The following is a 25,886-nucleotide window of genomic DNA, read 5'->3' as shown; positions in this document are numbered from 1 at the left end:
CTCTTTTAAAGCGTAGAAAAAAACAATGGTTAAAATGATACGCAAAAGACTCTCTACTAATTGCATAACTTTGGGTGAGGTGACCATAGGTTTGAATATCCTTAAAAGAAATCGCTTAAATAAATTTTTCCCATGAAAACAGCTAAGCCCATTATTTGATAGGCAAATATACTGAGGTGATGAAGTCTTTTGAGCTATTTTTTTGCATTGGCCCGGCTTCAAAAACTTCCACACCATAGTGTCGCCGATGGGGTTTTAAGTTGTGTAGTCTCATAAAACTGTACAACACATGCCAAGCTAAAGATAAGTTTTGGTAGCAACCGATATAGCGTAAATGCAAATAGTTACCTCGTAAGACAATACGTTCAGGGCAGAGTTCACAAGGCACAAGATTTTGTACGGGAATACCTAATCTACCAGAAAAATAATGATGAGCGATGTCGGCTTTTTTGTATAAAGCGAAACTTGGGCCAGCAGGTGGATTTTCTGGACCAAGTTCGGTAATCAAATCGTGGAAGCCTTGATCCATTTTTTGCGACATAGGTTGGTTGCTCACCACGAAAGGTCGAGTCACCGCATCAACATTGTCTAGCTTGGTCTTGTTAAGCCATTCAAAGGTTGGCGCGTTGTATTCATGGCTAGATGCTTTGCTGTATTTGTTTAGATAAGCCAATAGTTTTAGTAGTGCGAGTTCGGCGTCTTTATCCGAGCGAATGCTGTAATTTTTTTGTTTCCAACGGGTAAGAAAAGGCAGCTTACCGGTTATTTGAATTGTGATTAAAGTGCGTTCTTTCTGTTTAGTAAGGTCAATGTTGAAGTGTACGTCGTTTGGGTAAAACGCTGGCGCTTCTAATAACGTATGAAAATAATGAGCGCCGGAGCGTGCCGGCTTTAAAGTAATATGCCCATCTTTAATCAGCTTGCCTTGCCAAACTAAGCAGGAAGGAAAAACTGAATGAATACCTGAGTTTAAGTATTCAAAGTCTACATAGGACTTAGGTTCATAAATGAGCCAAGGTAGCCAGACTTGCCAATTAGTAAGGTCGCTTAGATCTTCAGTAATTGCATCAATCGGCGCATCAATAACTGCATTTTGTCGACTAAAGAAACGACCTCTAAATAAAAATAGATACGCTAATAATACAGCGCTGAAAAGCATGATCAGGAATAACGTGACAAGCATACATATCTCATCCTTATAATAGATTCAAAGAAGCGTTTATCGGTTAAGTGCTGAAAATAGGCAATCAGAATCTTGCTTTTCACAGCATAGTGTTTAATGTCACTATTTTGCAAGCGAGCGTTTTTTGAGCAGCCTACATAGGTTTCTATGAAAGAACACTTTAATGAGAGCACGAGAGGATAGTTAAGATGAAATCAACACTGGTGTGGGATTGGCCTGTGCGAATTAGCCACTGGCTGATTGTGCTTTTATTTACTGGTTTGATTATTACGGGTAAATCAGAAGGCGATTATATTCAGTACCATTTTTACATGGGCTATGGTTTGTCTGCGGTGGTTATTGCTCGTGTGCTTTATGGTTTCTATGGTTCTTATTACGCGCGTTTTAGTCAGTTTGTTAAGGGGCCAAAGGTCGCTTTTCGCTTTGCTATGTCGCTGTTTTCTGGTCGTCCAAAAAAGTACTTGGGTCATAACCCTGTTGGTGCATTAATGGTGGTAGTTTTATTGCTCGCGCTTTCAGTACAGTGGGGAACAGGCTTATTTACTAGTGATGAAGTGTTTTGGTTTGGGCCTTTTTATTCTCTTATTTCAGAAGATTTGGCTAGCCAGTTGGCGTCGATTCATCATTTCTTACCTAACGTATTACTTGGTTTAGTTGCCATGCACGTGCTAGCTGTGTTTTATCATGAGTTATGTCTTAAAGAGCGTCTTATTGAAGCCATGATTCTCGGACGTAAAAAACATCATACAATGACATCGGTTGAAGTGGCTTCTGTTGAAGTGAAGACGCCCCGCTGGGGCGTGATATTTTCTTTGTTGATGGGGCTTTCCTGGTTGGCAGCACTATGGCTGGCGCCTATCTAAAAAGACTTGTTTTTTTAGATGTATAGACAAGTTGATTGTTTGTTCTTATCGAGTCACGATATAATTCTTTCTTAAATTCACGAACATATGGAATCCTTAGTGTCTGACGTAACTGCTCCCAATTTAGCGAATTTATTCGATGATTTACCGGATGCCCCTTTGCCGATATATGCCAAGTTAAAGCAGGCGATTTCGTTGAAAATTTCATCAGGAGAATGGCAGACAAATCAGCGCATACCTTCGGAATCTGAAGTCGTGAAAGCTTTGGGTGTGAGCCGTATGACGGTCAACCGCGCATTGCGCGAATTAACTGCTGAAGGTTTTCTTGTTCGTCACCAAGGATTAGGCACTTTTGTTGCCGAGAAAAAGGCTCATTCAGCACTGTTTGATGTTCATAACATCGCAGAAGAGGTTGCTGCTCGCGGTCATAAACATCGCTCTGAATTATTAGTCTTGGAATCTGCCAAAGCGACAATGGAAGAAGCGATGACGTTAGGTGTTCGTACCAATCATGGCATTTTCCGTTCGGTGGTTTTGCATTTCGAAAATGATTTGCCAATTCAAATTGAAGAACGTGTTGTGAATGCGACGTTAGCACCAGAATACGATAAACAGGATTTTGCAAAGCATACGTCTTACGAATATTTAATGAGTGCTGCACCGATGACAGAAGGCGAGCATTTGGTGGAAGCTATTTTACCTAATGCAGTCGAATGTGAACGCTTACAAATTCAAGCATCAGAGCCGTGTTTGCAAATAAAACGCCGTACTTGGGCGGGCGATGACATTGTCACCGCTGCGCGTTTATTGCATCCTGGTTCTCGTTTCCAACTTTTTGGGCATTTTGGTCGTTAATCTAACTCAGTAATGTTAATAAAAACGCCACTGCCTTTAGTTAATTTTGCATTGGCGTTTTGCGAGAAAATCACCATGCTGTGTGCACTTATCGTCAAGACAGTATTTTCAATTTCTAGCACTCCATCCTCGCAAACATAAAAACCACAGAACAAGAAGTCGTCATTTGAAAACAAGGTGCTGTTATTTGAAAACAAGGTGCTGTTATTTGAAAATAAGAGCGAGCAAGGTGCTGTGAAGGCTTGAACATTGGCCTGAGTGTCGGTTTCTCGCACCATGATATTAAGGTCTTCAATCTTGCCACTTTTCAGTGTGGCGTAAGTTTCATCTCCGCCTGAAAAGCGCGCTATATCCAATGCATTACTTAACTTGTTTGTGTGGCTGCTGTTTTTGTTTTTGACTGCATGTTCGAGTGTCATTCCTTCGCCAGACAACAAGACTAAGGTGCGATGCAATCCGCTGAAGTCTGAAAATACGCCGTCTTCAACCACAGATGCTTGGCTGATACGAAAACGCAGGCCGCTTTCATCTTCATGACGTTGAATCTCTAGAGTTTCGCCAAGGCCGTTTTTCCAAGGCATGCGTTGGTAATCACTTTGCGCAATGATCTGGTATGGCAACGAAGTATTAAACGTCATACATCACCTTTTTAATCACTTGAATAAAAGCCTGGCGGCTGCTTTCTTCTTGCTGGTGGTGGAAATCTTTTATTGTGTGTTTGCCAGCGACAAAAACGTCTTTAACGAGATTTTCATTGGTGGCAAATAGCCAACGGTTGAGTAAGTCCTTTGATTCGCTTGCGGCGATAAAAGGGTGAGACTCGTCGAGCACCATAAAGTCAGCTCGGTTACCTTGGCTTAATCCCAATGACACGTCGCAAGCTTGATTACCACCCAATAAGGCTTGTTGGTATAGGTTGTCGCCGACGCTGGTTTGGTCCGCACGGTATAAACGGTTGCGCTGTTGATCGCGCAAACGTTGTCCATATTCCAGTGTTCTTAGCTCTTCAACAATCGACAAGCTAACATGGCTGTCGGAGCCAATTCCCCAACGGCCATTTTCTTTCTCGAATTCCACCGCAGGGAAAATGCCGTCGCCTAGATTTGCTTCGGTAGTTGGGCATAATCCTGCAACGGCTTTGCTCTTCGCAATGGCTTGGCGTTCTGCATCGGTTAGGTGAGTGGCGTGAACTAAGCACCAGCGCTCATCCAACCCTATTTCATTATGTAGCCATTCCACTGGACGTTGTCCGCTGAAGGCTAGGCTGTCTTGCACTTCCTTTTGTTGCTCCGCTATATGAATGTGAACCGGACAATCTTTAGTGAGAGATTGTAATACGGTTTCAATTTGCGGTTTGGTCACCGCGCGCAATGAGTGAAAGCAAATGCCTAGCCTATGACGCGCATGATTCGCTAACGCTTTCTCACAGGCTTGATGTAATGACAAATAGGAATCTGTGGAATTGATAAAGCGCGCTTGTCCGGCGTTCGGTGCTTGCCCTCCAAAACCAGAGTGAGAATACAGCACAGGTAGCAAAGTTAAGCCCATTCCAGAGTCGTCTGCTGCAGCGATGATCTGATTCGACATCTCACCAAACTGGCCATAATGCTTTCCGCCAATATCGTGGTGCAGATAGTGGAATTCTCCGACTTGTGTATAACCGGCTTTTAGCATGTCGATATAAAGTTGTTTGGCAATAATACGAGCATCGTCTGGCGTAAGTTTTTGCACGATCTTGTACATCAAATCGCGCCAACTCCAAAAACTATCGTTTGGATTTAAGCTGACTTCTGCAGCACCAGCCATCACTCGCTGAAAGGCATGAGAATGAACGTTGGCAAGCGTTGGCAAGACTGGGCCAGATAATACATGGCAGTCTGTTATCGGTGTGCTGTCTGCTTTAAAAGAATGAAATTGTCCGTCTTTTACTGAGAAAAGCACATTATTCGACCAGCCAGAAGAGAGCAAAGCTCGTTCAGAAAAATAGTATTGAGTGCTATCGCAATGAGTTGAGTTATGGCCCGTCACAAGTCATTCCCTAATAAATATTGATGCTCTGAGTGTAATAGAAAATATAATGTATATACAAGTATGTTTTTAATGGGTTTATTAGTTATCTATTTACTCGTTTATTTAGTGACTGTTTATTAAGGTTTTTTTGTTGTGTTGATGGTTTTTTTCTCTATTTTTAAAGATGAAAAGGCGATTAATTTTAAAAAATGGCTTGCATCCAGAAAAATTAGATTTTATCTTTAGATTAATTGTATATACATGTTCGTTAAATCTTCCTTTTAATCAGAATAAAAAGACATTCTTTGATAGGTGAAAAAATGACTAAGCAAACACTCGCTCAAAAACGTTACCGCGCAGGTGTGGTGAAAGCGGCAACTGGAACGACTCTTACCGCAAAATCTTGGTTTACTGAAGCGCCAATGCGTATGCTAATGAACAACCTAGATCCGGATGTGGCAGAAAACCCAGAAGAATTGGTGGTTTACGGTGGTATTGGGCGTGCGGCGCGTGATTGGGAATGTTATGACAAGATCGTTGAATCCCTAAAAGAACTAGAAGAAGACGAAACTTTATTGGTGCAATCTGGCAAGCCAGTGGGTGTATTTAAAACCCACAGCAACGCACCGCGTGTACTTATTGCCAACTCAAACTTAGTGCCACATTGGGCCAACTGGGAACACTTTAACGAGCTAGATGCCAAAGGCTTGGCGATGTACGGCCAAATGACAGCGGGTTCTTGGATCTACATTGGTAGCCAAGGCATTGTGCAAGGCACTTACGAAACTTTCGTTGAAGCGGGTCGTCAGCATTACGATGGTAACTTGGCAGGTCGTTGGGTATTAACGGCGGGGCTTGGTGGCATGGGTGGCGCACAACCTCTAGCAGCAACCTTGGCTGGCGCGTGTTCGTTGAATATCGAATGTCAGCAAAGCCGCATCGATTTCCGTCTACGTACTCGTTATGTGGATGAGCAAGCGACTGACCTAGACGATGCCATGGCTCGCATTAAGAAATACACCGCAGAAGGCAAAGCGGTTTCTATCGCGCTTTGCGGTAATGCTGCAGAAATTCTACCTGAAATGGTAAAACGTGGTATTCACCCAGATATGGTGACAGACCAAACATCGGCTCATGATCCATTAAACGGCTACTTGCCATTAGACATGAGCTGGGAAGAGTACCGCGAGAAAGCACAAACTCAGCCAAAAGAAATCGTAACCGCCGCGAAAAAATCCATGGCGAAACACGTTCAAGCTATGTTGGATTTCCAAAAAATGGGTGTGCCGACGTTTGATTACGGTAACAACATTCGTCAAATGGCGATGGAAGAAGGCGTGGAAAACGCCTTTGATTTTCCAGGCTTTGTACCAGCTTATATTCGTCCTTTGTTCTGTCGCGGTATCGGTCCTTTCCGTTGGGCTGCCTTGTCTGGTGATCCAGAAGATATTTATAAAACGGATGCCAAAGTAAAAGAATTGATCGCGGATGATGAGCATTTGCATCGTTGGTTAGACATGGCGCGTGAGCGTATTCAATTCCAAGGTTTGCCAGCGCGTATTTGTTGGGTCGGTCTTGGTCAACGTGCCAAACTTGGCCTAGCCTTTAATGAAATGGTTCGCAGCGGTGAATTGTCTGCGCCAATTGTTATTGGTCGTGACCATCTGGACTCTGGTTCTGTATCCAGCCCGAACCGTGAAACCGAAGGTATGAAAGACGGCTCTGATGCAGTCTCTGATTGGCCGTTATTGAACGCTTTGTTAAACACAGCGTCTGGTGCGACTTGGGTGTCTTTGCACCACGGCGGTGGCGTAGGCATGGGCTTCTCTCAGCATTCTGGCATGGTGATTGTGTGTGACGGCAGTGATGATGCGGCAGCACGTATTGCTCGAGTTCTTCATAATGATCCAGCGACAGGCGTGATGCGTCATGCCGATGCGGGTTATGAGATTGCTATCGATTGCGCGAAAGAGCAGGGGTTAAATCTGCCTATGATTACCGGAAAGTAACAGACAGCTACAAGATCTTAATATACGACGCAACACTTAAATATTATTTGTTTTAAGTGTTGCGTACTGCTTATAGAAGAAGCCTCACAAGGGCGTAAAACAATATTATAAAAATTATTTGATGGCAGAATATGACATCAAGATTGGAGAGTACTATGTTTGAATTAACCATAAAACCAGGTCAATTGACTCTAAACGAATTGCGTCAAATTAGTCGTCGTCACGTTAAATTGACGTTAGACGAAAGCGCTTTCCCTGGTATTCACGCCAGCACGCAAGTGGTTAACGATGTAATAGCGGAAAATCGTACGGTGTACGGTATTAACACAGGCTTTGGTTTGTTGGCGAATACGCGTATTGCCCCAGAAGATTTGGATGAGTTACAACGCAGTATCGTACTATCTCACGCTGCAGGTATCGGTGCTTTGATGGAAGACAAAACCGTCAAACTGATCATGGCGTTGAAGGTAAACAGCCTAGCGCGTGGTTTCTCTGGTATTCGTTTGGAAGTGATTCAAGCACTGCTTACTTTGATTAACAAAGAAGTGTATCCATGTATTCCGAAAAAAGGCTCTGTTGGCGCATCTGGCGATTTAGCGCCATTGGCTCACATGAGTACTGTTTTATTAGGCGAAGGCAAAGCCCGTTACCGTGGCGAAGTGATTTCAGGTCATGCGGCGTTGTCTATCGCTGGATTAGAACCTATTACCTTGGCACCAAAAGAAGGTTTGGCTCTACTAAACGGCACGCAAGCGTCTACCGCATTTGCCTTGGAAGGTTTGTTTGAAGCGGAAGATTTATTCGCCTCTGCCATTGTTTGTGGTTCTTTGTCTGTAGAAGCTGCGTTAGGTAGCCGTAGCCCATTTGATGCGCGTATCCATGAAGTGCGTGGTCATCAAACACAAATCGATGCAGCCGCTGCGTATCGTCATCTATTAGGTGAAACCAGTGAGCTGGGCGACTCACATCAAAATTGTGAAAAGGTACAAGACCCTTATTCATTGCGCTGTCAGCCACAGGTTATGGGTGCGTGCCTTGAGCAAATCCGCAGCACGTCTAAAGTCTTGTGCGTGGAAGCTAACTCAGTATCAGACAACCCATTAGTGTTTGCTGCTGAAGGCGACATCATTTCTGGTGGTAACTTCCACGCTGAACCTGTTGCTATGGCGGCGGATAATCTTGCCTTGGCGATTGCTGAAATCGGTAGTTTATCAGAACGCCGTATGGCGTTGTTGATCGACAGCAATCTAAGTAAATTACCACCATTCTTGGTGGATAACGGCGGTGTGAACTCTGGTTTTATGATTGCTCAAGTAACGGCTGCAGCCCTTGCGAGTGAGAATAAAAGCTATGCGCATCCTGCGTCTGTAGATAGCTTACCAACCTCGGCTAACCAAGAAGACCATGTTTCCATGGCGACCTTTGCGGCACGTCGCTTGAAAGATATGGCGGAAAATACTCGCGGTATTTTGGCTGTTGAGATTTTGTCTGCGGTACAAGGTTTAGACTTCCGTGCGCCTTTGAAATCCAGCAAACGTCTAGAAAATGCTCGTGCAACGTTACGTGCTCGCGTGCCTTTCTACGATAAAGACCGTTACTTCGCGCCAGACATTGAAAAAGCCAATGAATTACTATTGGAAGCCGTGCATAACGAGACTATGCCTAAAGGGCTCTTGCCTAGTTTATAAGTAACCTAGCGTATAAATAGCCAAGCTTATAAGCAAAGCGAAAAGTAAATATTTAAAAGGACAGCTATGACAAACGATACTCCAATGAAGTTAGACAGCTTATGGCGTGGCGCTCATATCGCCACCATGAAAGATGGCCTGTATAGCGTGATTGAAAACGCAGCGATAGGCGTCATTGGCGGCCGTATCGTTTGGATTGGCGAAGTGCAAGATCTGCCAGACTATGAGACTCAAAGCGAACATGATTTGGACGGCGGTTGGATTACACCAGGCTTGATCGATTGCCACACGCACCTTGTGTTTGGCGGTAATCGCGCGGGCGAATTCGAACAGCGCTTAAATGGTGTGAGTTATCAAGATATTGCCAAGCAGGGCGGCGGTATCGCATCTTCAGTAAAAGCAACTCGTTACGCGAGAGAGGCAGAGTTAATTGCCAGCGCATCACGTCGTCTGCAAAGTTTGATGGCCGATGGTGTAACCACAGTTGAGATCAAATCTGGCTATGGTTTGTCACTCGATTCTGAGCTAAAAATGCTGAGCGTAGCGACGGAACTAGGAAAGCTATTTCCCGTGACGGTGAAACGTACTTGTTTGGCTGCACACGCCATGCCGCTAGAATTTGACGACAAAGACGCTTATATCGAATATCTCTGTAATACTGTTTTGCCTAAAGTCGCGGAATTGGGAATGGCCGATGCCGTGGATGCCTTTTGTGAAGGCATTGCCTTTAGCACCGAGCAAGTGGCGCGTTACTTTAAAACGGCTGAGTCGTTAGGTTTGCCGGTGAAAATCCATGCGGAGCAATTGTCTTCATTAGGCGGTACTCGTATGGCATCGTCGTTCAAGGCGTTGTCGGCGGATCATATTGAATTTATTGAAGAATCCGATGTGCAAGCTATGGCAGTGTCCGGCACGGTTGCTGTGTTATTACCGGGAGCGTTTTTCACTCTAAAAGAAACTCAGCGTCCACCGATTGCTTTGTTGCGTCAATATGGCGTACCGATGGCGATTGCCACGGATGCTAACCCCGGAACCTCTCCAGCTTTATCGCTTCGACTCATGATGAACATGGCCTGTACCTTGTTTGCACTGACGCCAGAAGAAGCTTTGGCAGGTGCGACCATTCATGCCGCAAAAGCATTGGGAATGGCTGATACTCATGGTAGCTTAGAGGTCGGTAAAGTCGCGGACTTTGTTTGCTGGGATGTAGAAAGTCCGGGTGAGCTCAGCTATTGGCTAGGTGGTGACCTAGTGAAAGCAAGAGTCTATGAAGGTAGAAAGTATGAAGGCCATATGTATAAAGGCAAAAAATAGCCAAGAGGAAAAAGCATAATGACGACGCATAACTCATTAACCGTACCTGCATTTGACTTTGTTCAGAGTGATTCGCCTTTGTTGATAAGCATGCCACATTCGGGTTTGAATCTGACTGCTGAGGTGCAAGCTGGATTGACAGATCAAGCTAAAAAATTGCCTGATACCGATTGGTTTATTCCTGAGCTTTATGAGTTTTTAGAATCATTGGGTGTGGGTTTCATTAAGGCAAACTACTCTCGTTACGTCATCGACCTAAATCGTCCTTATGACGACAAACCCCTTTATGCGACCAAAACCACAGGCTTGTTTCCTGATATTTTATTCGAAGATAGTCCGGTTTTTGTCGATGGCAAAGCGCCAACGGACGAACATAAAGCTTTTTGCAAAGAACACATCTGGAAACCATATCACGGTACGATTGAGCAAGAACTGGCACGATTAAAAGCCAAGTTTGGCTACGCAATCTTGTTCGACGCACACAGCATCGCCGCCCAAGTACCCATGTTGTTTGACGGCACCTTGCCAGACTTTAACTGGGGCACGAATGAAGGCAAAGCCTGTAACGAAACAATCGCCAACGCTGTCACGCAAATACTGCGACCACTCTACACGCAAGTGCTCAATGGGCGTTTTAAAGGCGGCTACATCACACGCCATTTTGGCCAACCAAGCAATGGTATTCACGCCATTCAGCTCGAACTTTCTCAAGCAACGTACTTAAATGATGAATTGGCAAAACAGTCTGAATATCAATTGGATGAAAAGAAACAGCCAGTGATTACACAACAACTTAAAGACGTGATTGAGGCTTTAATGGCGATTAGGTTGTAGTCTGCCTGCGAGGTATAAAATATAGTGATTGGAATATAACGATTCTAAGCACTATATTTTTAGCTACATCTTAAATGTGAGGCTGACGTTATGTATCAAGACGTTTTGGATTTTTGGTTTAATGATATTGAGCCGGAATCATGGTTTAAAAAAGACATCGACTTCGATAATAAAATCATCACTAAATTTAGCAAACTTCATCAACAAGCAGTTCAGGGCGAGTTGTCCGTTTGGCGTCATTCTCCTAAAAGCGCCTTGGCTGAAATAATCATACTGGACCAATTCTCACGTAATATTTACCGCGATCAACCTGAATCTTTTGCAGCTGACCCTATGGCGTTAGCGCTGGCTCAGGTGGCAATTCATAAGGGTTTTGATCAAAAATTATCTCTGTCAGAGAGAAGCTTTTTATACATGCCGTTTATGCACAGTGAATCCGCCGTGATTCACGAGGAAGCAGTAAATCTATTTAGAGACTTGGGTATTGTTAATAATTTAGATTTTGAGTTAAAGCACAAAAAAATTGTGGATCGTTTCGGACGTTATCCACATAGAAATGCCATTTTAGGCCGAACATCTACCCCTGAGGAATTAGCTTTTTTGGCTGGGCCAAATTCTAGTTTCTAATTCTCATAGCTCTCTTTTTATGTATTGATTTTTTATCCAGTGTTCATTTTTATAATGTAAAGAGTGTTTTTTGATCAATAATAAATTGGTCTGAAAAAAGGCTAGTGTATTAGATTGATAAAACGCTTTATTTTCATGGGTAAATTGATAATCCGGATTAAAATATTACTATTTTTAAGCTGCTTTTTATTTCTGAGTGCTTGCTCTACCTTGGATTCCAATACCAATTTATCGGTTAAAAAGAGTTTATCTGTTGGATTTAAGCCTTATGGTGTCGCAACGGTAAGTGTATCCGATAGAAGCCAGTCCGTACCGGTGATAGTGCCTTTCGGTTTGAAGTACGAGATTGAGATTGCGGTCATAATGGAGCGGGGTGGAGTGACTGCAAAAATGATCGTCAACGCCATGAATATTCGGCTGGTGATGTGACTGGTGAAATTTGGTTTAACTGGTCACTGTATATCCCCAGTGATTTTGAAAGCATATTCCCCGCAACAGTTACCCTTAGTTAGTTTCATCAACATAATGGCTCAGGTTCACCGTTTATGTTTCAACTGCCTGAAGAACTTTCAAATCATATAGAGGAACGAGTTAGGAAACTTGATGGTTTTGTATTCAGTTTATTTGACCCCTGAAGTAGAAAAACTAACAATGGTCTAGTGCTATATTTTTTTATTTCCTAACAATGGATTGAAGAAACATGATTGAAAAAACAAGGAGTTGGTTACTTGGAAGTAGAGATAATCCACAGCAATACACGCAGCATGCGGTTCAGTTAATTGTCTTTGTTGCATTTTTGTACGCTGCGGCTATCAATTATGTAACCTCAGCTTCTGGTTATATTAATATCTGTATACAGTTAGCTATGTCCATTAGCACATTAGGTATTTGGTATCGTTCTCGCTGGCATAACGAATATCAACGTATGGCCATCACTTTTATGGTCATGATTACTACGATTACATTACCGATTAATTGGTTCTTGAATGGTGGTTCTTTCGGTCCGACTTTTTTCTTAAACATTTGTGTTTTCATGTACATCTCGGTCGCATTTCGAAAAAACCCTTATTATCGCTATTTTGGCCAAAGTTTTGCTGCCTTAGTACCTATCCCATTAGTAATGATTGAATATTACCATCCCGAATGGATTTCGACTTATCCTAATAATGAAACGCGCTTAATTGATCTAGCTTCAACTTCTGTTGTGACTAGCATTTTTATGTTGTTAATGATGGAAAATCTAACTAAAAAATTCCATTTAAGGCATTCAAAAGTAGAACAACTATCAGAACAGTTACGTCAATTATCTGAACGAGATTCATTGACAGGGTTGCTAAATCGGCGTGCTTTTGAAAGTAGTTTTACTGAGTGGAAAGAGACTAAAGAATGCCTGACTATTGCGGCAGTTGATCTCGATTTTTTCAAAAAAATTAATGATCAGTGGGGCCATTACTATGGTGACGAGGTACTTATAAATAGTTCTACTCAATTGTCTGAAATGTCCAAGGACACAGGATCTTTGGCCTTTCGTACGGGAGGAGAAGAATTTATGTTGATGATGCCATGCACACTCAACGAAGCTTATCAACATATACAGATATTACATGATCGATTTGCAAAGATGAAACTGTTAAATGGTCCTGTTACTTTCAGTTCAGGGTTGGCTGAAGTAAAGCCAGATGAAAGCCAAGATCAATTTTTAAAACGGGTTGATAGGCTGCTCTATCAAGCAAAGAATCAGGGGCGGAACTGTACTGTCGTTGAATAGCGAATTAATTCAAATATTTTGAGATAAATTTGCAGCTTGATTAAATTAATATTGATGAAGCATTTAAGATTTATTGATTCTCTAATAAAAAGAGTTTTATTCGCCACACACTTTGACGCTTTTGAAGCGGATTTTATTAATCTTTGGCGTCAAGATAGCAGCAACTTAGACGGATGAGCAGGCTTCTGCTAAGTAAAAGTATTCCAATAAAAAAGAGCAAGCTACTTTCATGGCTTGCTCTTTTTTGTCTATAGAAACTTGGCTAACCTTAAAGCACGGTTACTACGTCTTCTATAGCTAAGCGCGATTTTGGTAGCGTTGCGTTGTAGTCTTCGTCTTTGTGGTGATAACCGATAGCGAGTGCTACGTCGCATTGGTAGCCTTCAAGTTGTGCTTGGAAGATTTCACCAATCAGTTCTGGATCAACACCTTCCATTGGTGTGGAGTCAATACCAAGACGAGCTGCGGTGTGCATGACATTGCCAAGGGCTATGTAGACCTGAGACTTTGTCCACGCCGCGTTGTTACCGTTATCATCCATGTTCATTTCTGCGAAAGCAAAACCGCCGAAGGCCTGTTCCCTGTTTTCAGGTTTAGTACGGCCGTCTTCTATGCCTTTGTCTACAACTTTTGCGTAGTCCTCACGTTTGTAATGGGTTTTGTGAGCAAATAAGATGATGTGTGATGCATCTTTGGCGTGCTTTTGGTTGAACTGAAACTTGTTTGCAAACGTATCGTGAAAGCGTTGTTTCGCTTCATCACTTTCAATCACGATAAATTTCCACGGTTGAGAGTTAATAGAAGAAGGCGATAGGCGCATTGCTTCATAAATAACCTCTAAATCTGCCTGAGAAATTTTCTTCGAAGCGTCGTATTGCTTTGCTGTATGACGTTTTTCTAAGTCGGCAATAATCTGGTGTGACATGTTCTATCTCCACAATAAGCAAAAGTGTTTAGCGCTCTGAAAACTAGCAGCGCTAAAATTAATGGCGCTATAGTAACGAGACTTTATTAAATGAAGAACAGGGTTTTTATTGAATTATTATCAAATATTATTTGATAATAGATGGTAATTTTCTTTGCTAATAAGGACTAAACCATGCAACTTGAAGATCTTCGAGTCGTTCTGAAAGTCGCAGAGTTTCGTAGCATCACGGCTGCTGCAACACATTTAGATATGCAAATGGCGACGGCAAGTGCGGCCGTTAAGCGAATAGAGGCCGCGCTTGGTGTTGAGCTGTTTGTGCGAACCACGCGCCACTTGCGTCTTTCCAGTGCTGGTGAGCGCTATTTGCCACAATGTATTGCCGCCATGTCTATGTTGGATCAAGCCAAACAAACTATTCACAATGATTTGGATATCATTAGCGGTGAAATCCGTTTAGCTGTTTCGTCTGATTTGGGGCGAAATATCGCGATTCCTTGGGTGGATGATTTCATGGAGCAGTATCCACAAGTAACCTTGAGAGCGCATGTTAGCGACAGCAATATCGATTTTTATCGTGATGCGTTGGATATTGCTCTGCGTTATGGCGCGCCTGCGGATTCGAATCTATACGGTTTTAAAATTTGCAATGTGCCTCGATTATTAGTGGCTAGTCCAAGCTATCTTGAATTGCATGGCACGCCAGAACATCCTAAAGACTTGCTCAATCATCAAGGTTTGTTTTATCAGCTACAAAATATCTTGAACGATACTTGGCACTTCTCATGTGAAAAGCCTGGTGCAGAGCGCTCTTATAAAATTAAGCCCAAAGCCTATTGTGCAGCGAACGATGGTGACTTGGTTAGGCGTTGGTGCGTGGCAGGGAAAGGCTTGGCAATAAAGTCCTCGCTGGATATTGCCAATGACTTGCTTGCAGGTCATGTTGTTTCTTTGATGCCGGATTATAAAATTCCCCAAGGTGAGCTTTGGTTAATTAGTCCGAGTCGTCAATCCATCACGCCAACAGTGCGCCTCTTGCGAGATATGTTTCGAGAGCGCACCAAGGCACTGTTAACTCAATTAGTCGAGCAAGGTATTATAGAAAAAAGCGTGTTAATAGACTGAGTGAAAGTGATTTGTTTTTCATTCAGTCTATTTTGTTTCATTTCGCGAATAGCTGCCCCATATCTTTAAAGGCTTTGAATTCCAGAGCGTTACCGCAAGGGTCGAGGAAAAACATTGTGGCTTGTTCACCCACTTGGCCCTTGAAGCGAATATAAGGCTCAATAATAAAATCTGTTTCCTCGGCCTTGAGTCGCGCCGCTAATGCTTCCCATTGCTCCCAAGTTAATACCACTCCAAAATGCGGAACTGGCACATTATGTCCATCCACTGAGTTTGTGTTGGCATGTTCCTGATATGGCATTTTTGGGTGATGATGAATCACCAACTGATGACCGAAAAAATTGAAGTCTACCCAAGTCTCGGCGGATCGTCCTTCTTCTAAACCGAAAACATCACGATAAAATGCACGTGCTAGCGGAACGTCGAAAACCGGAATGGCAAGGTGGAAAGGTTGTAAGCTCATTTTTTATCTCCTGCAGATGACTGACTTTAGAGATTGTAAATCGATCAATAGAACAATAATATCAATGAATATTTTTGTAATTGATAAGAAAAATTGATCAATGATTAAAGAACTCAAAACACTGATTGCCGTGGCAGAGGAAGGGACGTTCGCAGCAGCGGGTAATAAAATTGGCCTAACGCAAGCGGCGGTTAGTGCTCAAATACAACGATTGGAAAATGAATTAGGTCTAGTTTTGTTTGATCGAGTTGGACGTTCCGCTCATCTTAATCATCCTGGATTGACTGTGTTGGAGCAGGCGAAAGATATTGTTGAACGTTGTCGCCAATTAGGTATGACGCCACAAGCATCGGAAGGCGTTAAGCTTATTAATGTTGGTGCGATTACCTCTATACAAAGAACGCTTTTACCTACTGTTTTGGCGCAATTTCATCAGCAACATACTCATTGTCGAACACGAATATTTCCAGGTGTTTCGATGGCGTTGTTGGATCAGGTGGATTCAGGAGAGCTGGACCTTGCTGTAATGATTAGACCTACTTTCGTGGTGCATTCTGATTTGGTTTGGGAAGCCTTGATAGAGGAGCCGTTTGTCTTAATCGTCCCACGTAGTTATGACGTAAATGATTGGAAAATTGCTCTCAAACAATGTCCTTTTATTCGTTATGATCGAACGTCTTTTGGTGGGCGGCAAGTGGATAAGTTGCTACAGCAGCTGCCTTTTGATCTTGATGAAAAGTGTGAAGTCGATGAGATAGGTGCGATTGTGAAGCTGGTGGAGTTAGGTGCTGGTGTCGCTATTGTGCCACAAACAGAAGAGCATCGAATTTGGCCTAAGTCAGTCAAAGCGTTAAAGCTTGGAGATCATAATATACAGCGTGAAATTGGCTTGGTTTATAAAAAGCATTCACTTGTTGATATTGATATAAATGGTTTAATTCAGTTGATCAAAATGTCACGTGAGTTGCTATAGTGATGAGACTAAATATTTTTCTATTGGAATGATGTCGAGGTAGGGATATGGCGGAGTTTCTTGTTTTAGGTGCAGGAATGGTTGGTGTGAGCAGTGCGTTGGCGCTGCAAGCTCGTGGTCATCAGGTAACAATCGTTGATCGTACTGGTGCGGGTCTTGAAACCAGTTATGGCAATGCGGGTATGATTCAAGTCGAGGCTGCTGAGCCCTATGCGTTGCCAAGAGATATGGCAACATTGTTTAAATACGCGCTTGAAATTAGCAATGATGTGACTTGGAAGATGAACGGTGCGCTACAAATGGCGCCTGCTTTGTGGTCGTATTTTTGCAATTCGTCGCCCGAAAAACACGCTAAGATTTCTCGTGTTCATTCTCAACTAACTTTTCGGTCTACTGCTGATCATGAGCCGTTGATTCGCGACTCTGAATCTGAGCATTTGATTACTCATTGTGGTCTTGTCATGTTACATAGGGACGAAAGAGAGTTTCAGAAAGCCTCGAAAAAAGCCGAATTTCTCATGAAAGAATATGGCGTCACGTCTGATATTTTTGATGGCAAAAGCTACCAGGAAAAAGAACCTGCATTAAAGAAAACGCCAGCGGGTGCTGTGCATTACACGCAAAGTTGGAGTTGTTCTTCTCCGGGAGGTTTAACTAAGGCCTATTGTGATTTATTCGTCAAACGAGGTGGTCGCTTTGTCACTGGTGACGCCAGTACTTTGCAACATACTGTTTCGGGTTGGCAGATTCTCACCAGTGATGGCGAGCTGAAGGTCGAGCAAGTGGTGGTAGCGCTTGGGCCTTGGTCGCCAGAGCTATTAAGGCGTTTTGGCTATCAGATTCCTATGGTTTATAAGCGAGGTTATCATGGGCATTTTAACGCGCCAAAAACACTGCAACGGCCATTTTTAGATGTGGCAAATGGCGTGTTGGCTGCACCGATGGTAAAAGGGTTAAGAGTGACAACTGGCGCGGCTTTGGTACCGCTTAATTCAGCTATTGATACTAGCCAGCTTAAACGCGGAGCTATCGCATTAAATGAAATCATCGACTTGGGCGAACAAGTAGAAGAACCTCAATGGATGGGAACTCGCCCTTGTATGCCTGACATGTTGCCACTTGTCGGTGACGCGCCAAATCATAAGGGTTTGTGGTTTCACTTTGGTCATGGGCATCAAGGTTTTACGCTTGGGCCAACTACGTCAGAGTTGTTGATTCAAGCAATAGAAGGTGAGTGTAATGAGTTACTAGAAGCGCTTGCGCCAATAAATCGTTTGTAATCCATCTAAAGAAAAGAAAAGAAAAGAAAAGAAAAAACAAAAAAGCAGACGTTTGTGAAAACGTCTGCTTTTTATTGACCAATTCATTAACGCCTTGAATTAGTTGCTTTTCAAGTAGTTCAACATAGTGTCTGCATCAGATACTTCGAACGGATCGCTTGGTGCATCGTCTTGGAAGCCAGCTTCAGAGAACATTTTCTTGATCTCGCCGTTTTCTACGAGCATAGAATAGCGCCAGCTGCGCATACCAAAACCTAGGTTGTCTTTTTTGACAAGCATACCCATTTGGCGAGTGAAGTCACCGTTGCCGTCAGGTAAAAGGAAAACGTTTTTCGCGTTTTGGCTTTTGCCCCACTGGAACATAACAAACGCATCGTTCACAGAAATACAAATGACAGCATCAACACCTTGCGCTTTGAATTCTTCGTATAGTTCTTCGTAGCGTGGTAGGTGAGATGTTGAACAAGTTGGAGTGAATGCACCTGGCAAAGAAAAAACAACGACTTTTTTGTTGTTAAACAAATCAGCAGTAGTGACGTCTTTCCATTCAAATGGGTTCGATCCTTCTAACGCTTCATTACGAACACGTGTTTTAAAGACAACATTAGGTACATTAGTAATCATTTTCTTTCCTTTTTTTGCGTATTAATAATTTGAATTTACGTATTAGCGATTTAAGAAACCTCGTTTCTGCAAGAAGCTTAGCATATGTTCGCGTTTCTTTTTCTGTACAGCGGCCGCAGTTTGCTCAGACCAATTACTGCTTTTCTGATTATCACCACGGCTTTGGTAATACTCCTGCATTTGCGCATCATAGGCTTTAACATCTTCTGCACAACGGCTGCTGTCATAGCTGTCTTTATGAAGGATGACATCGACTGGTAGACGTGGTTTTAAATCAGGTTGTGCGTCTGGGTAGCCAAGGCAAAGACCAAAGATTGGGTAAACTTGATCAGGAAGATTTAATACTTCAGCAACTTGTTCTGGATCGTTGCGAATACCACCGATAAACACGGCGCCAAGACCAACCGATTCTGCGCCAAGCATTAGGTTTTGTGCAAAAAATGTCGCATCGGTTGTCGCTGCAATAAAGTGTTCTGTGTTGCCTTCTAACTCACCTAAGCCTTGCTCTAAGCTGCAATACTCAACGCGAGTAAGGTCTGCACAGATGACAAAGAATTCTGCTGCAGATTCGACCCATTTTTGACCGCCTGCCAGCGTTGCAATTTTCTGGCGATTTTCTTTGTTAGATACTTGAACAAGGGAATAGGCCTGAATAAAACTTGAAGAGGCCGCGCCTTGTGCGCACTGGATAAGTTGCTTGAGTAAAACTTCATCAATGGCTTTGTCTGTGTATTGACGAATAGATTTATGATTTGACTGAGCTTGAAGAATTGGGTTCATAGTCGACATCTTTTGAAAATGAGATGCATAGATACTAGAGGCTTAGTGGTGATGGGTCAAAGTGCTTCTTGTGAATAAAGAAGTATAAATAGAGGAAAGACTTACCCAAATGGGTAAGTCTTTCTATGTACAGGTGAAATATTTGTTTAGAATCGGTATTCAGCACCGACACTAGCTTGTTTAAAATCAGAGTCAAAGTCTGAATTAGAATCAACGTTATCTGCGTTTAGATCAACGTCGTACCATGTATATTGAGCGTTAACTAGTAAGTTTTCTGTTACTTTGAAGTTAACACCTGCGCCTGCAAATAAGCTTCTATCGTCTGAACTGCCTTTAACCGAGGCGATGTTATAGTCGGTTTCATGCCAAAGCTGACCAGCCTTTGCAAAGAGCTCAACCGTTTGAGTGATAGGGATTGTTCCTTTTAACGCAGCTGTGTAACCAGTTGTTTCTGCATTTGCGGCACTGTTGCCGTAGCTGCCAAAGTCAATGTAACTACCTTCTAAGGCAAGGAAAGAGTTGAAACGGTAACCGACAATACCTTGTACTACATCGTTATCGTCATCAAAGTCATCATCGCTTTCCACTTTAAGATAACCGTAATTACCGCCAACATAAAACCCACTGTTGTTTTCAGCCATATCTTCCGCTTTCACTGCGGCACTGAATGAGGCTATAGCGATGCTACCTGCGATTACTGGAATAAATTTTTTCATTGTATAACTCCTTTTAGTTACTTAATTGAGAACTTTGCGAGTTGAGTTACTACTCTGGGACATGAATTTTTGAATGGCTAGTTTTCCGAAGGCTTTTACCTATTTGCTTCATTTTCTATGCGTTAAACCTAGGTAAGAAACGCTTTGCTGATACTTTATAGAGAGGGATTGAGCGGAGAAAATTAGGTTGAAGATAGTAAAAGAATTACATAAAGGTGCCAGAGCTTCGAAGTTACACTGGCACCTTTATGTATTTATTAATTGTTTTTATTCAATGATATTGATGACTAGCCACTTCTCCCCATAAGCTTTCAATACGATTGTCTCGGCCGCAGCTTGCACGGTAAAAAGCATAACGAATGGGATTTTTCGTATAGTAGCTCTGATGATATTCCTCAGCCGGGTAGAACTTTTTGGCTGGAAGAATCTCGGTCACAATATCCTCTTTAAAAGGCTTCGTTTTTTTGACCTTAGCTAAAGACGCTTCAAAAACTGCTTTTTGTTGGTCATCTTGGTAAAACATCGCGGTCTTGTAAGGAGAGCCTTTGTCACAGAATTGGCCTTCGGCATCGGTTGGGTCAATTGTTTTCCAGTAATAGTCAGCCAATGTCTTTAAAGAAACGATGTCATCATCAAAATAAATGACAACGGCTTCAAAGTGGCCGGTATTTTTGGCAGATACCTTGCTGTACGTTGGGTTTTCAGTGTGACCTCCTGTATAGCCAGAGACAACATCACTGACACCTTGAACCAATTCAAAATCAGATTCTACACACCAGAAACAACCGCCTGCGACTATCATGGTTTGTGGTGCGGCTTGTGACACGCTACTAAAAGTCGTTACTCCAGTAAGAAGCAGCAACCCTAAAACACTGTTAAATATATGTTTTATGCTCATTTTGTGTGTCCTTTAAATCATAAGAAATATGTCATCTAGCTCTTTGACGTTATGGGGAATGCTTTTCTTACATCTATTTTTCCTTACACTTATATAGTAGATATAAACAGTAGGAGGAAATTGACATCTCGAATGCTAGATAAGCTGTAAGCAAGTTTAATACGTTATCTTCCTACTTAATGACCTATTTTTTGTACATTTGCATGGCACACTAGATGCGGTTCTAAAGGGAGCCGTTATTTGGCTGTATATATGCTGAGCATATTAAAGACATCTAAATAATCAATTAAACAAATATAGGATTGTCTTATAGTATGTTTAACAGTCAATTCAACTCTCATCTGTTCATGGATACGATCACTGTTAATTCGCACTTATAGGTAAGCCAGTTTTACCGCTGTGTTGTTTGAGGTTTGAAAAGAAATATTCTTTGTACAAATTTTAATGGGGTAGTCATGAGTGCATTTGTTACCGAACGTGTATTAAGCGTTCACCACTGGGATGAAAATTTATTTAGCTTCAAAACCACACGTAATCCAAGCTTACGTTTCGATAATGGTCAATTTGTGATGATTGGCTTGGAAACGGAAACTCGTCCTTTGATGCGTGCTTACAGTATTGCTAGCCCTAACTATGAAGAGCACTTGGAGTTTTTTAGCATCAAAGTGCCCAATGGGCCGTTAACTTCACGTTTGCAGCATTTAAAGGTCGGTGATGATGTTTTGGTCAGCCGCAAACCGACTGGTACCTTGGTGACTCGCGATTTACACCCAGGTAAAAACTTGTATTTGTTATCTACTGGCACAGGCTTGGCGCCTTTCTTAAGTGTTATTCAAGATTTTGACGCTTATGAACAATACGAAAAAATTGTTTTGATTCACGGTGTTCGCCACGTTAGTGAGTTGGCTTACGCAGACTTCATCGAAAAAGAATTGCCTGAAAACGAATTCTTCGGCGAGCAAGTAAGAGACAAACTAATCTATTATCCAACTGTGACGCGAGAACCGTTCCGCAATCAAGGTCGTCTGACCGATTTGATTCGCAGTGGTAAATTAGCGGAAGATATTGGTTTGCCTCAGGTGAACCCTGCTCATGACAGAGCCATGATTTGTGGTAGCCCAAGTATGCTTAAAGATACATCCGCTTTGCTAGATGAACTTGGCTTTAAAGAATCACCAAAAATCGGTGTGCCAGGGGATTATGTCATTGAGCGAGCTTTTGTCGAACATTAACAGCGAGAACGACTTTCTCGCTGATAAAAAATTTAGGAGATGTTATGAGTTCTGATACAAAATCGAATCAAGATTATGTTCCTCCAAAGGTTTGGACATGGAATACAGAAAATGGCGGTAAATTTGCCAGTACCAACCGTCCAATAGCAGGGGCAACGCACGAAAAAGTCCTGCCAGTCGGTAAGCATTCACTTCAACTTCATTCTTTAGCGACACCGAATGGCCAAAAAGTCACTATCATGCTGGAAGAGCTTTTAGCTTTGGGAATCAACGAAGCTGAATACGATGCGTATTTGATTAACATTGGTGAAGGTGATCAGTTTGGTTCAGGCTTTGTTGAGATCAACCCTAACTCCAAAATCCCTGCCTTGATGGATCATAGTACCACGCCACCAACTCGTGTATTTGAGTCTGGTTCTATCCTGCAATACCTAGCTGAAAAGTTTGATGCCTTGGTACCAAAAGATCTAGCTGCTAAAACAGAATGTCGTAACTGGTTGTTCTGGCAAATGGGCTCTGCGCCTTATTTAGGCGGTGGCTTTGGTCATTTTTACGCCTATGCTCCAACGAAAATGCAATATCCAATTGATCGCTTTTCTATGGAAACCAAACGTCAGTTAGATGTATTGGATAAGCAGTTAGCGAATAATACTTATATGGCGGGCGAGGAATATTCTATTGCTGATATCGCGATTTGGCCTTGGTACGGCAATTTGGTGCTAGGTAATTTATACAGCGCAGCGGAATTCCTTGATGTGACTAGCTATAAAAACGTATTGCGTTGGGCTAAAGTGATTGAGCAGCGTCCAGCGGTACAGCGCGGTCGCATTGTTAATAAGGCTTTTGGTGATGGAGCTAAGCTTCAAGAGCGCCATGATGCAGCGGATTTCGACGGCCTTATCTAGTAAAAAATAGAGCTGAAATGGTGCATTTTTATAAAGAGACAAGGCATAAAATGGCTTGTCTCTTTTTTATTGGCAATAAATAAGAAGAGTTCAAAAAATAAACAGATATTTGTGTTTATTCTGTGGCTTGTCACCATTTTGTAAGACGTGTCTGTGTTAGAATTGAGGCCTACGAAATCTGTTGGCCAGCATGATGCTGCAACCTACTCTTTGTTTGTGTCCATGTACTAGGCGATGTTTGCCTTTTTTTGCAGCGGCTAGATAAAAGAGAACAGCTCTACGTCTCATTTAGAGAGCTTTACCATGCAAAATTTAACGCAAGATGGACAAAACCTAGTTAACTCCCTTTCCCGTCGCTACAACCTAAGCTTTGATGCTGTGATGCACATGTTGATTGCCGTCAATAATGGCAATGGTTCGATGGCACAGTTCAACTGCCCTGAGCTGGGTGGTGGTGGTCAGTGGATGCGCGGCGGCATGACCATGGTGGGTGACATGTTCAACTATGGTTTGAAATCGACAGTGGATAACCTGTGTAATGAATTGGCTAACGGCCTGGCTAATATGCAAGTGTTCATGCCATTACCAAAGGGCTCAAAATCCAGTAATCAATGGTGGCCGGGTGATCTTGGTCAGCCTTTTAGCAGCGGTGCGCAAAATAGCACGCGTTACGCTATTTTTCCGAATCGCTTAGCGGTTGAAGTGAATGGCAATGTGACGGTTTACGATACGTTAGACAATAATATTGGTGGCATAAGCCAGCAGCAGGGCGGTAATTCATCACTGACTTTTTCCAGCCAATACGGCACGATTCCAGTGAATACCTTACCTATTGTTTCTGGATCTGGTTCGTCTAACTCAAATACGAACAATCAAACAGCACAAAATCCATCTCCACAAAATAATTTTGTGGCTCCGCCTGCACCAATGGCGTTTACGCAGGCTCCTGCAATGCAAACGCCTCAGAACTTGACGAATACAGCATCGGTCGATGAAGTTATTCAGTTGATTGAAAAATTAGCGAAGTTACGTGATATGGGGGCTATTTCAGACAATGAATACAACACTAAGAAAACGGATCTATTGAACCGAATTTGATTCGATAACAAAGGCGTATTGAACAAAAAGAGTCTTATCATGAGGCTCTTTTTTTTGCTCTTAATATGAGTTTTTAGCTTTAACGTGTCAATTTCTCTCTTTATCGTATTAGTTATTCTCGTGGTTTGGTCGATGTCTTAAGTAAGAACAATTACAGAAGCCCATTGAGTCCGATTACTGAGTTTATAGGCAATACAATCTAGGTTGCTTTTTGTTCTGGTTAAAAATGAAAAAGGATTCTAAGATGTTTGGTGATGGAGTTTCATCGGCTCTGCTTTGGTGACAATGCGCAGCGATTGAATATGTTCAGGTATGTGTGCACTTAAAGTATTAGGCTGATGGAATATCAAGGATTATTGTATGGTTAGCGATGAATTAACGGTTAAATGTTTATCTGATGCGTTAAAGAACAATGAGTTTATCTTTCATTATCAGCCAATCCTTTCGTTAAGATCTGGAAAAATAGATGGTGCAGAGGCGCTTATTCGATGGCAAAGAAGCAATGGAGAGCTTGTTTCCGCTGGCGATTTTATTCCTTTTGCTGAAGAAACAGGTTTTATAACTGAGATAACCAAAGCCATGATTCCGCGTTTTTTAGCGGATCAAAAAAAGATTTTTGAGACGGATAATTCGATTGTTTCATCGCTGAATATTTCTGCTAAAGATCTAAGTGACAATACCTTCCTGCCCACATTATTTCATCTTATCCATGATTCTGGTGTGAAACATTCAAAGATAAAAATTGAATTGACAGAGAGTTCTGTTTTATCTCTTAGCAATACTGGTTTACAACAAATAGCTGAATTAAAAGCCAACAATATAGGATTAGCAATTGACGATTTTGGTACGGGTTATGCCACGTTCGCACAATTGAGAAACCTACCTTTCACAGCGTTAAAAATAGATTTTAGTATTACAAGCAACGCTATGGCAACGCCAGATGGACTGACTCTTTTGGACCACAGTGTGAAACTAGCACATCAACTTAACATGGACTCTATTGCTGAAGGTGTAGAAAACCCAGATATTATAGGGTATTTGATGGGGATCGGATGCGAGCATGTACAAGGCTATTATATCAGCAGGCCATTAGCACTATCGTCTTTTATCGAATTTATAAATGAAAAGCACGTATGGTCAACCTTTCTCCATGGTTATATCTACAAGGCGATGATTGACTATATTGAATGGGTGAGGAAAGTACATTCTTCCTTGTACATGACAAGTACCAACAGAATCGTACCATTTGAAGCAGAATATGCCCCAACAGGGAAGTTCTTGCTGGAAATTATCCGCAGTGTCGATGTCGATATGTACGATGAGCTAAATACACAGTATAACCGCAGCTATGAATTAGCAAAAATGATGTTAAACGCAAAAAGCGTCGATGATCAGGCTCTTATTGATAAGTTATTGCCTGATTTCTTTGAGAAAAGTGGTGCCGTTAATACGTTATTACAACAAGTCTATTCGAGAGAGTGTCAGTATGGTCTTTTGAAGGGATTGTCTTTTCAAAATTCGGCCTATGCTTAATCCGCCAATTGCTCTAGTCGTTAGTGGTAGGTTGAATTTATCCTGATTCTCGCATTTGAAGGAAAGAGCTATTAAAAAGGTGTAGTGTAGCGCTTTTCGCATGACTCGCTGCTACATTGCCCGTTGTGGCGAGGTTTTTTATTAGAACAATTGCGTAAGACAGGCCAGTGTGGTTTTAGAATT

General features: G+C 42.3%; 24 protein-coding genes. 15 read left to right on the top strand and 9 right to left on the bottom strand.

Annotated features, from left to right (window positions below; translation table 11 throughout):
* Nucleotides 1-151: 151 nt before the first annotated feature.
* Nucleotides 152-1,183 (bottom strand): SRPBCC family protein, encoded by a 1,032-nt coding sequence (locus tag BUA59_RS13025; protein WP_072840135.1) that lies wholly within the window; start codon nt 1,181-1,183, stop codon nt 152-154.
* Nucleotides 1,184-1,371: 188 nt separating this feature from the next.
* Here BUA59_RS13025 and BUA59_RS13020 point away from each other — a divergent pair, with 188 nt between their 5' ends.
* Nucleotides 1,372-2,046, top strand: coding sequence for a cytochrome b/b6 domain-containing protein (locus BUA59_RS13020; RefSeq protein WP_072840134.1), 675 nt, complete (start codon nt 1,372-1,374; stop codon nt 2,044-2,046).
* 99 nt (nt 2,047-2,145) lie between these two features.
* Entirely contained in the window at nt 2,146-2,901 is a 756-nt protein-coding gene (gene hutC / locus BUA59_RS13015) for a histidine utilization transcriptional repressor HutC (RefSeq protein WP_232617082.1), read from the top strand.
* Here the strand turns inward: hutC and BUA59_RS13010 are convergent.
* Nucleotides 2,898-3,539 (bottom strand): HutD/Ves family protein, encoded by a 642-nt coding sequence (locus BUA59_RS13010; protein ID WP_072840133.1) that lies wholly within the window; start codon nt 3,537-3,539, stop codon nt 2,898-2,900. The two genes, hutC and BUA59_RS13010, sit on opposite strands and share 4 nt — an antisense overlap.
* Nucleotides 3,529-4,929: a formimidoylglutamate deiminase gene (locus BUA59_RS13005; protein ID WP_072840132.1), complete on the bottom strand. Its 1,401-nt coding sequence runs from the start codon at nt 4,927-4,929 to the stop codon at nt 3,529-3,531. The genes BUA59_RS13010 and BUA59_RS13005 overlap by 11 nt, the downstream gene beginning before the upstream one ends.
* Nucleotides 4,930-5,231: 302 nt before the next feature.
* Between BUA59_RS13005 and hutU the strand changes: the two genes are divergently transcribed.
* The 6 genes from hutU (at nt 5,232) to BUA59_RS12970 (ending at nt 13,151) form a co-directional block, all read left to right on the top strand.
* Nucleotides 5,232-6,920, top strand: coding sequence for a urocanate hydratase (gene hutU, locus BUA59_RS13000; RefSeq protein ID WP_072840131.1), 1,689 nt, complete (start codon nt 5,232-5,234; stop codon nt 6,918-6,920).
* 155 nt (nt 6,921-7,075) lie between these two features.
* On the top strand, nt 7,076-8,608 hold the full coding sequence (gene hutH, locus BUA59_RS12995; RefSeq protein WP_072840130.1) for a histidine ammonia-lyase: 1,533 nt from the start codon (nt 7,076-7,078) through the stop codon (nt 8,606-8,608).
* Nucleotides 8,609-8,674: 66 nt separating this feature from the next.
* Nucleotides 8,675-9,922, top strand: coding sequence for an imidazolonepropionase (gene hutI / locus BUA59_RS12990; RefSeq protein ID WP_084122432.1), 1,248 nt, complete (start codon nt 8,675-8,677; stop codon nt 9,920-9,922).
* Between the two features lie 18 nt (nt 9,923-9,940).
* Nucleotides 9,941-10,756 (top strand): N-formylglutamate deformylase, encoded by an 816-nt coding sequence (hutG, locus tag BUA59_RS12985; RefSeq protein ID WP_072840129.1) that lies wholly within the window; start codon nt 9,941-9,943, stop codon nt 10,754-10,756.
* A 90-nt stretch (nt 10,757-10,846) separates the two neighbouring features.
* Nucleotides 10,847-11,383 carry a DUF924 family protein gene (locus BUA59_RS12980; RefSeq protein ID WP_072840128.1) on the top strand — a complete coding sequence of 179 codons (537 nt, stop codon included), beginning with the start codon at nt 10,847-10,849 and terminating at the stop codon, nt 11,381-11,383.
* 700 nt (nt 11,384-12,083) lie between these two features.
* Nucleotides 12,084-13,151 (top strand): GGDEF domain-containing protein, encoded by a 1,068-nt coding sequence (locus BUA59_RS12970; RefSeq protein ID WP_072840126.1) that lies wholly within the window; start codon nt 12,084-12,086, stop codon nt 13,149-13,151.
* Between the two features lie 268 nt (nt 13,152-13,419).
* Here the strand turns inward: BUA59_RS12970 and BUA59_RS12965 are convergent, their stop codons facing one another.
* Nucleotides 13,420-14,076: an NAD(P)H-dependent oxidoreductase gene (locus tag BUA59_RS12965; RefSeq protein ID WP_072840125.1), complete on the bottom strand. Its 657-nt coding sequence runs from the start codon at nt 14,074-14,076 to the stop codon at nt 13,420-13,422.
* Nucleotides 14,077-14,250: 174 nt separating this feature from the next.
* Between BUA59_RS12965 and BUA59_RS12960 the strand changes: the two genes are divergently transcribed.
* Nucleotides 14,251-15,201: a LysR family transcriptional regulator gene (locus BUA59_RS12960; RefSeq protein WP_072840124.1), complete on the top strand. Its 951-nt coding sequence runs from the start codon at nt 14,251-14,253 to the stop codon at nt 15,199-15,201.
* A 37-nt stretch (nt 15,202-15,238) separates the two neighbouring features.
* On the opposite strand, the gene BUA59_RS12955 is transcribed toward BUA59_RS12960, so the two are convergent.
* The gene (locus BUA59_RS12955; RefSeq protein ID WP_072840123.1) at nt 15,239-15,664 is read right to left on the bottom strand and encodes a VOC family protein; all 426 of its coding nucleotides are present in this window, start codon (nt 15,662-15,664) and stop codon (nt 15,239-15,241) included.
* A gap of 100 nt (nt 15,665-15,764) precedes the next feature.
* On the opposite strand from BUA59_RS12955, the gene BUA59_RS12950 reads away from it, so the two are divergent.
* Nucleotides 15,765-16,637 carry a LysR substrate-binding domain-containing protein gene (locus BUA59_RS12950; protein WP_072840122.1) on the top strand — a complete coding sequence of 291 codons (873 nt, stop codon included), beginning with the start codon at nt 15,765-15,767 and terminating at the stop codon, nt 16,635-16,637.
* A gap of 47 nt (nt 16,638-16,684) precedes the next feature.
* Nucleotides 16,685-17,917 (top strand): NAD(P)/FAD-dependent oxidoreductase, encoded by a 1,233-nt coding sequence (locus BUA59_RS12945; protein ID WP_072840121.1) that lies wholly within the window; start codon nt 16,685-16,687, stop codon nt 17,915-17,917.
* Nucleotides 17,918-18,016: 99 nt separating this feature from the next.
* On the opposite strand, the gene BUA59_RS12940 is transcribed toward BUA59_RS12945, so the two are convergent.
* The 4 genes from BUA59_RS12940 to msrA form a co-directional block, all read right to left on the bottom strand.
* On the bottom strand, nt 18,017-18,541 hold the full coding sequence (locus BUA59_RS12940; RefSeq protein ID WP_072840120.1) for a peroxiredoxin: 525 nt from the start codon (nt 18,539-18,541) through the stop codon (nt 18,017-18,019).
* A 42-nt stretch (nt 18,542-18,583) separates the two neighbouring features.
* Nucleotides 18,584-19,321: an oxygen-insensitive NADPH nitroreductase gene (gene nfsA / locus BUA59_RS12935; RefSeq protein ID WP_175550777.1), complete on the bottom strand. Its 738-nt coding sequence runs from the start codon at nt 19,319-19,321 to the stop codon at nt 18,584-18,586.
* A gap of 146 nt (nt 19,322-19,467) precedes the next feature.
* Nucleotides 19,468-20,037 carry a porin family protein gene (locus BUA59_RS12930; protein WP_072840118.1) on the bottom strand — a complete coding sequence of 190 codons (570 nt, stop codon included), beginning with the start codon at nt 20,035-20,037 and terminating at the stop codon, nt 19,468-19,470.
* Between the two features lie 271 nt (nt 20,038-20,308).
* Nucleotides 20,309-20,935, bottom strand: coding sequence for a peptide-methionine (S)-S-oxide reductase MsrA (gene msrA / locus BUA59_RS12925; RefSeq protein ID WP_072840117.1), 627 nt, complete (start codon nt 20,933-20,935; stop codon nt 20,309-20,311).
* Between the two features lie 455 nt (nt 20,936-21,390).
* Here msrA and BUA59_RS12920 point away from each other — a divergent pair, with 455 nt between their 5' ends.
* From BUA59_RS12920 to BUA59_RS12905, 4 genes are all read left to right on the top strand, one after another.
* Complete coding sequence (locus tag BUA59_RS12920) at nt 21,391-22,167, top strand: ferredoxin--NADP reductase (RefSeq protein ID WP_072840116.1); 777 nt, start codon at nt 21,391-21,393, stop codon at nt 22,165-22,167.
* A 44-nt stretch (nt 22,168-22,211) separates the two neighbouring features.
* On the top strand, nt 22,212-23,072 hold the full coding sequence (gene yghU / locus BUA59_RS12915) for a glutathione-dependent disulfide-bond oxidoreductase (protein WP_072840115.1): 861 nt from the start codon (nt 22,212-22,214) through the stop codon (nt 23,070-23,072).
* A 303-nt stretch (nt 23,073-23,375) separates the two neighbouring features.
* Complete coding sequence (locus tag BUA59_RS12910) at nt 23,376-24,170, top strand: SHOCT domain-containing protein (RefSeq protein ID WP_072840114.1); 795 nt, start codon at nt 23,376-23,378, stop codon at nt 24,168-24,170.
* 360 nt (nt 24,171-24,530) lie between these two features.
* Nucleotides 24,531-25,703 carry an EAL domain-containing protein gene (locus BUA59_RS12905; RefSeq protein WP_072840113.1) on the top strand — a complete coding sequence of 391 codons (1,173 nt, stop codon included), beginning with the start codon at nt 24,531-24,533 and terminating at the stop codon, nt 25,701-25,703.
* The last annotated feature ends 183 nt before the right edge of the window (nt 25,704-25,886 follow it).

Origin of the sequence: Marinomonas polaris DSM 16579, assembly GCF_900129155.1 — a bacterium.
Classification (GTDB): Bacteria; Pseudomonadota; Gammaproteobacteria; order Pseudomonadales; family Marinomonadaceae; genus Marinomonas; species Marinomonas polaris.
This window is presented reverse-complemented; position numbering and strand designations above follow the sequence as displayed.

What these genes read in the sequence shown, in the direction of transcription:
- BUA59_RS13025 (WP_072840135.1), bottom strand. Translation starts at nt 1,183, where the DNA reads ATGCTTGTCACGTTATTCCTGATCATGCTTTTCAGCGCTGTATTATTA.
- BUA59_RS13020 (WP_072840134.1), top strand. Translation starts at nt 1,372, where the DNA reads ATGAAATCAACACTGGTGTGGGATTGGCCTGTGCGAATTAGCCACTGG.
- BUA59_RS13010 (WP_072840133.1), bottom strand. Translation starts at nt 3,539, where the DNA reads ATGACGTTTAATACTTCGTTGCCATACCAGATCATTGCGCAAAGTGAT.
- hutU (WP_072840131.1), top strand. Translation starts at nt 5,232, where the DNA reads ATGACTAAGCAAACACTCGCTCAAAAACGTTACCGCGCAGGTGTGGTG.
- hutH (WP_072840130.1), top strand. Translation starts at nt 7,076, where the DNA reads ATGTTTGAATTAACCATAAAACCAGGTCAATTGACTCTAAACGAATTG.
- hutI (WP_084122432.1), top strand. Translation starts at nt 8,675, where the DNA reads ATGACAAACGATACTCCAATGAAGTTAGACAGCTTATGGCGTGGCGCT.
- hutG (WP_072840129.1), top strand. Translation starts at nt 9,941, where the DNA reads ATGACGACGCATAACTCATTAACCGTACCTGCATTTGACTTTGTTCAG.
- BUA59_RS12980 (WP_072840128.1), top strand. Translation starts at nt 10,847, where the DNA reads ATGTATCAAGACGTTTTGGATTTTTGGTTTAATGATATTGAGCCGGAA.
- BUA59_RS12970 (WP_072840126.1), top strand. Translation starts at nt 12,084, where the DNA reads ATGATTGAAAAAACAAGGAGTTGGTTACTTGGAAGTAGAGATAATCCA.
- BUA59_RS12965 (WP_072840125.1), bottom strand. Translation starts at nt 14,076, where the DNA reads ATGTCACACCAGATTATTGCCGACTTAGAAAAACGTCATACAGCAAAG.
- BUA59_RS12960 (WP_072840124.1), top strand. Translation starts at nt 14,251, where the DNA reads ATGCAACTTGAAGATCTTCGAGTCGTTCTGAAAGTCGCAGAGTTTCGT.
- BUA59_RS12955 (WP_072840123.1), bottom strand. Translation starts at nt 15,664, where the DNA reads ATGAGCTTACAACCTTTCCACCTTGCCATTCCGGTTTTCGACGTTCCG.
- BUA59_RS12950 (WP_072840122.1), top strand. Translation starts at nt 15,765, where the DNA reads ATGATTAAAGAACTCAAAACACTGATTGCCGTGGCAGAGGAAGGGACG.
- BUA59_RS12945 (WP_072840121.1), top strand. Translation starts at nt 16,685, where the DNA reads ATGGCGGAGTTTCTTGTTTTAGGTGCAGGAATGGTTGGTGTGAGCAGT.
- BUA59_RS12940 (WP_072840120.1), bottom strand. Translation starts at nt 18,541, where the DNA reads ATGATTACTAATGTACCTAATGTTGTCTTTAAAACACGTGTTCGTAAT.
- nfsA (WP_175550777.1), bottom strand. Translation starts at nt 19,321, where the DNA reads ATGAACCCAATTCTTCAAGCTCAGTCAAATCATAAATCTATTCGTCAA.
- BUA59_RS12930 (WP_072840118.1), bottom strand. Translation starts at nt 20,037, where the DNA reads ATGAAAAAATTTATTCCAGTAATCGCAGGTAGCATCGCTATAGCCTCA.
- msrA (WP_072840117.1), bottom strand. Translation starts at nt 20,935, where the DNA reads ATGAGCATAAAACATATATTTAACAGTGTTTTAGGGTTGCTGCTTCTT.
- BUA59_RS12920 (WP_072840116.1), top strand. Translation starts at nt 21,391, where the DNA reads ATGAGTGCATTTGTTACCGAACGTGTATTAAGCGTTCACCACTGGGAT.
- yghU (WP_072840115.1), top strand. Translation starts at nt 22,212, where the DNA reads ATGAGTTCTGATACAAAATCGAATCAAGATTATGTTCCTCCAAAGGTT.
- BUA59_RS12910 (WP_072840114.1), top strand. Translation starts at nt 23,376, where the DNA reads ATGCAAAATTTAACGCAAGATGGACAAAACCTAGTTAACTCCCTTTCC.
- BUA59_RS12905 (WP_072840113.1), top strand. Translation starts at nt 24,531, where the DNA reads ATGGTTAGCGATGAATTAACGGTTAAATGTTTATCTGATGCGTTAAAG.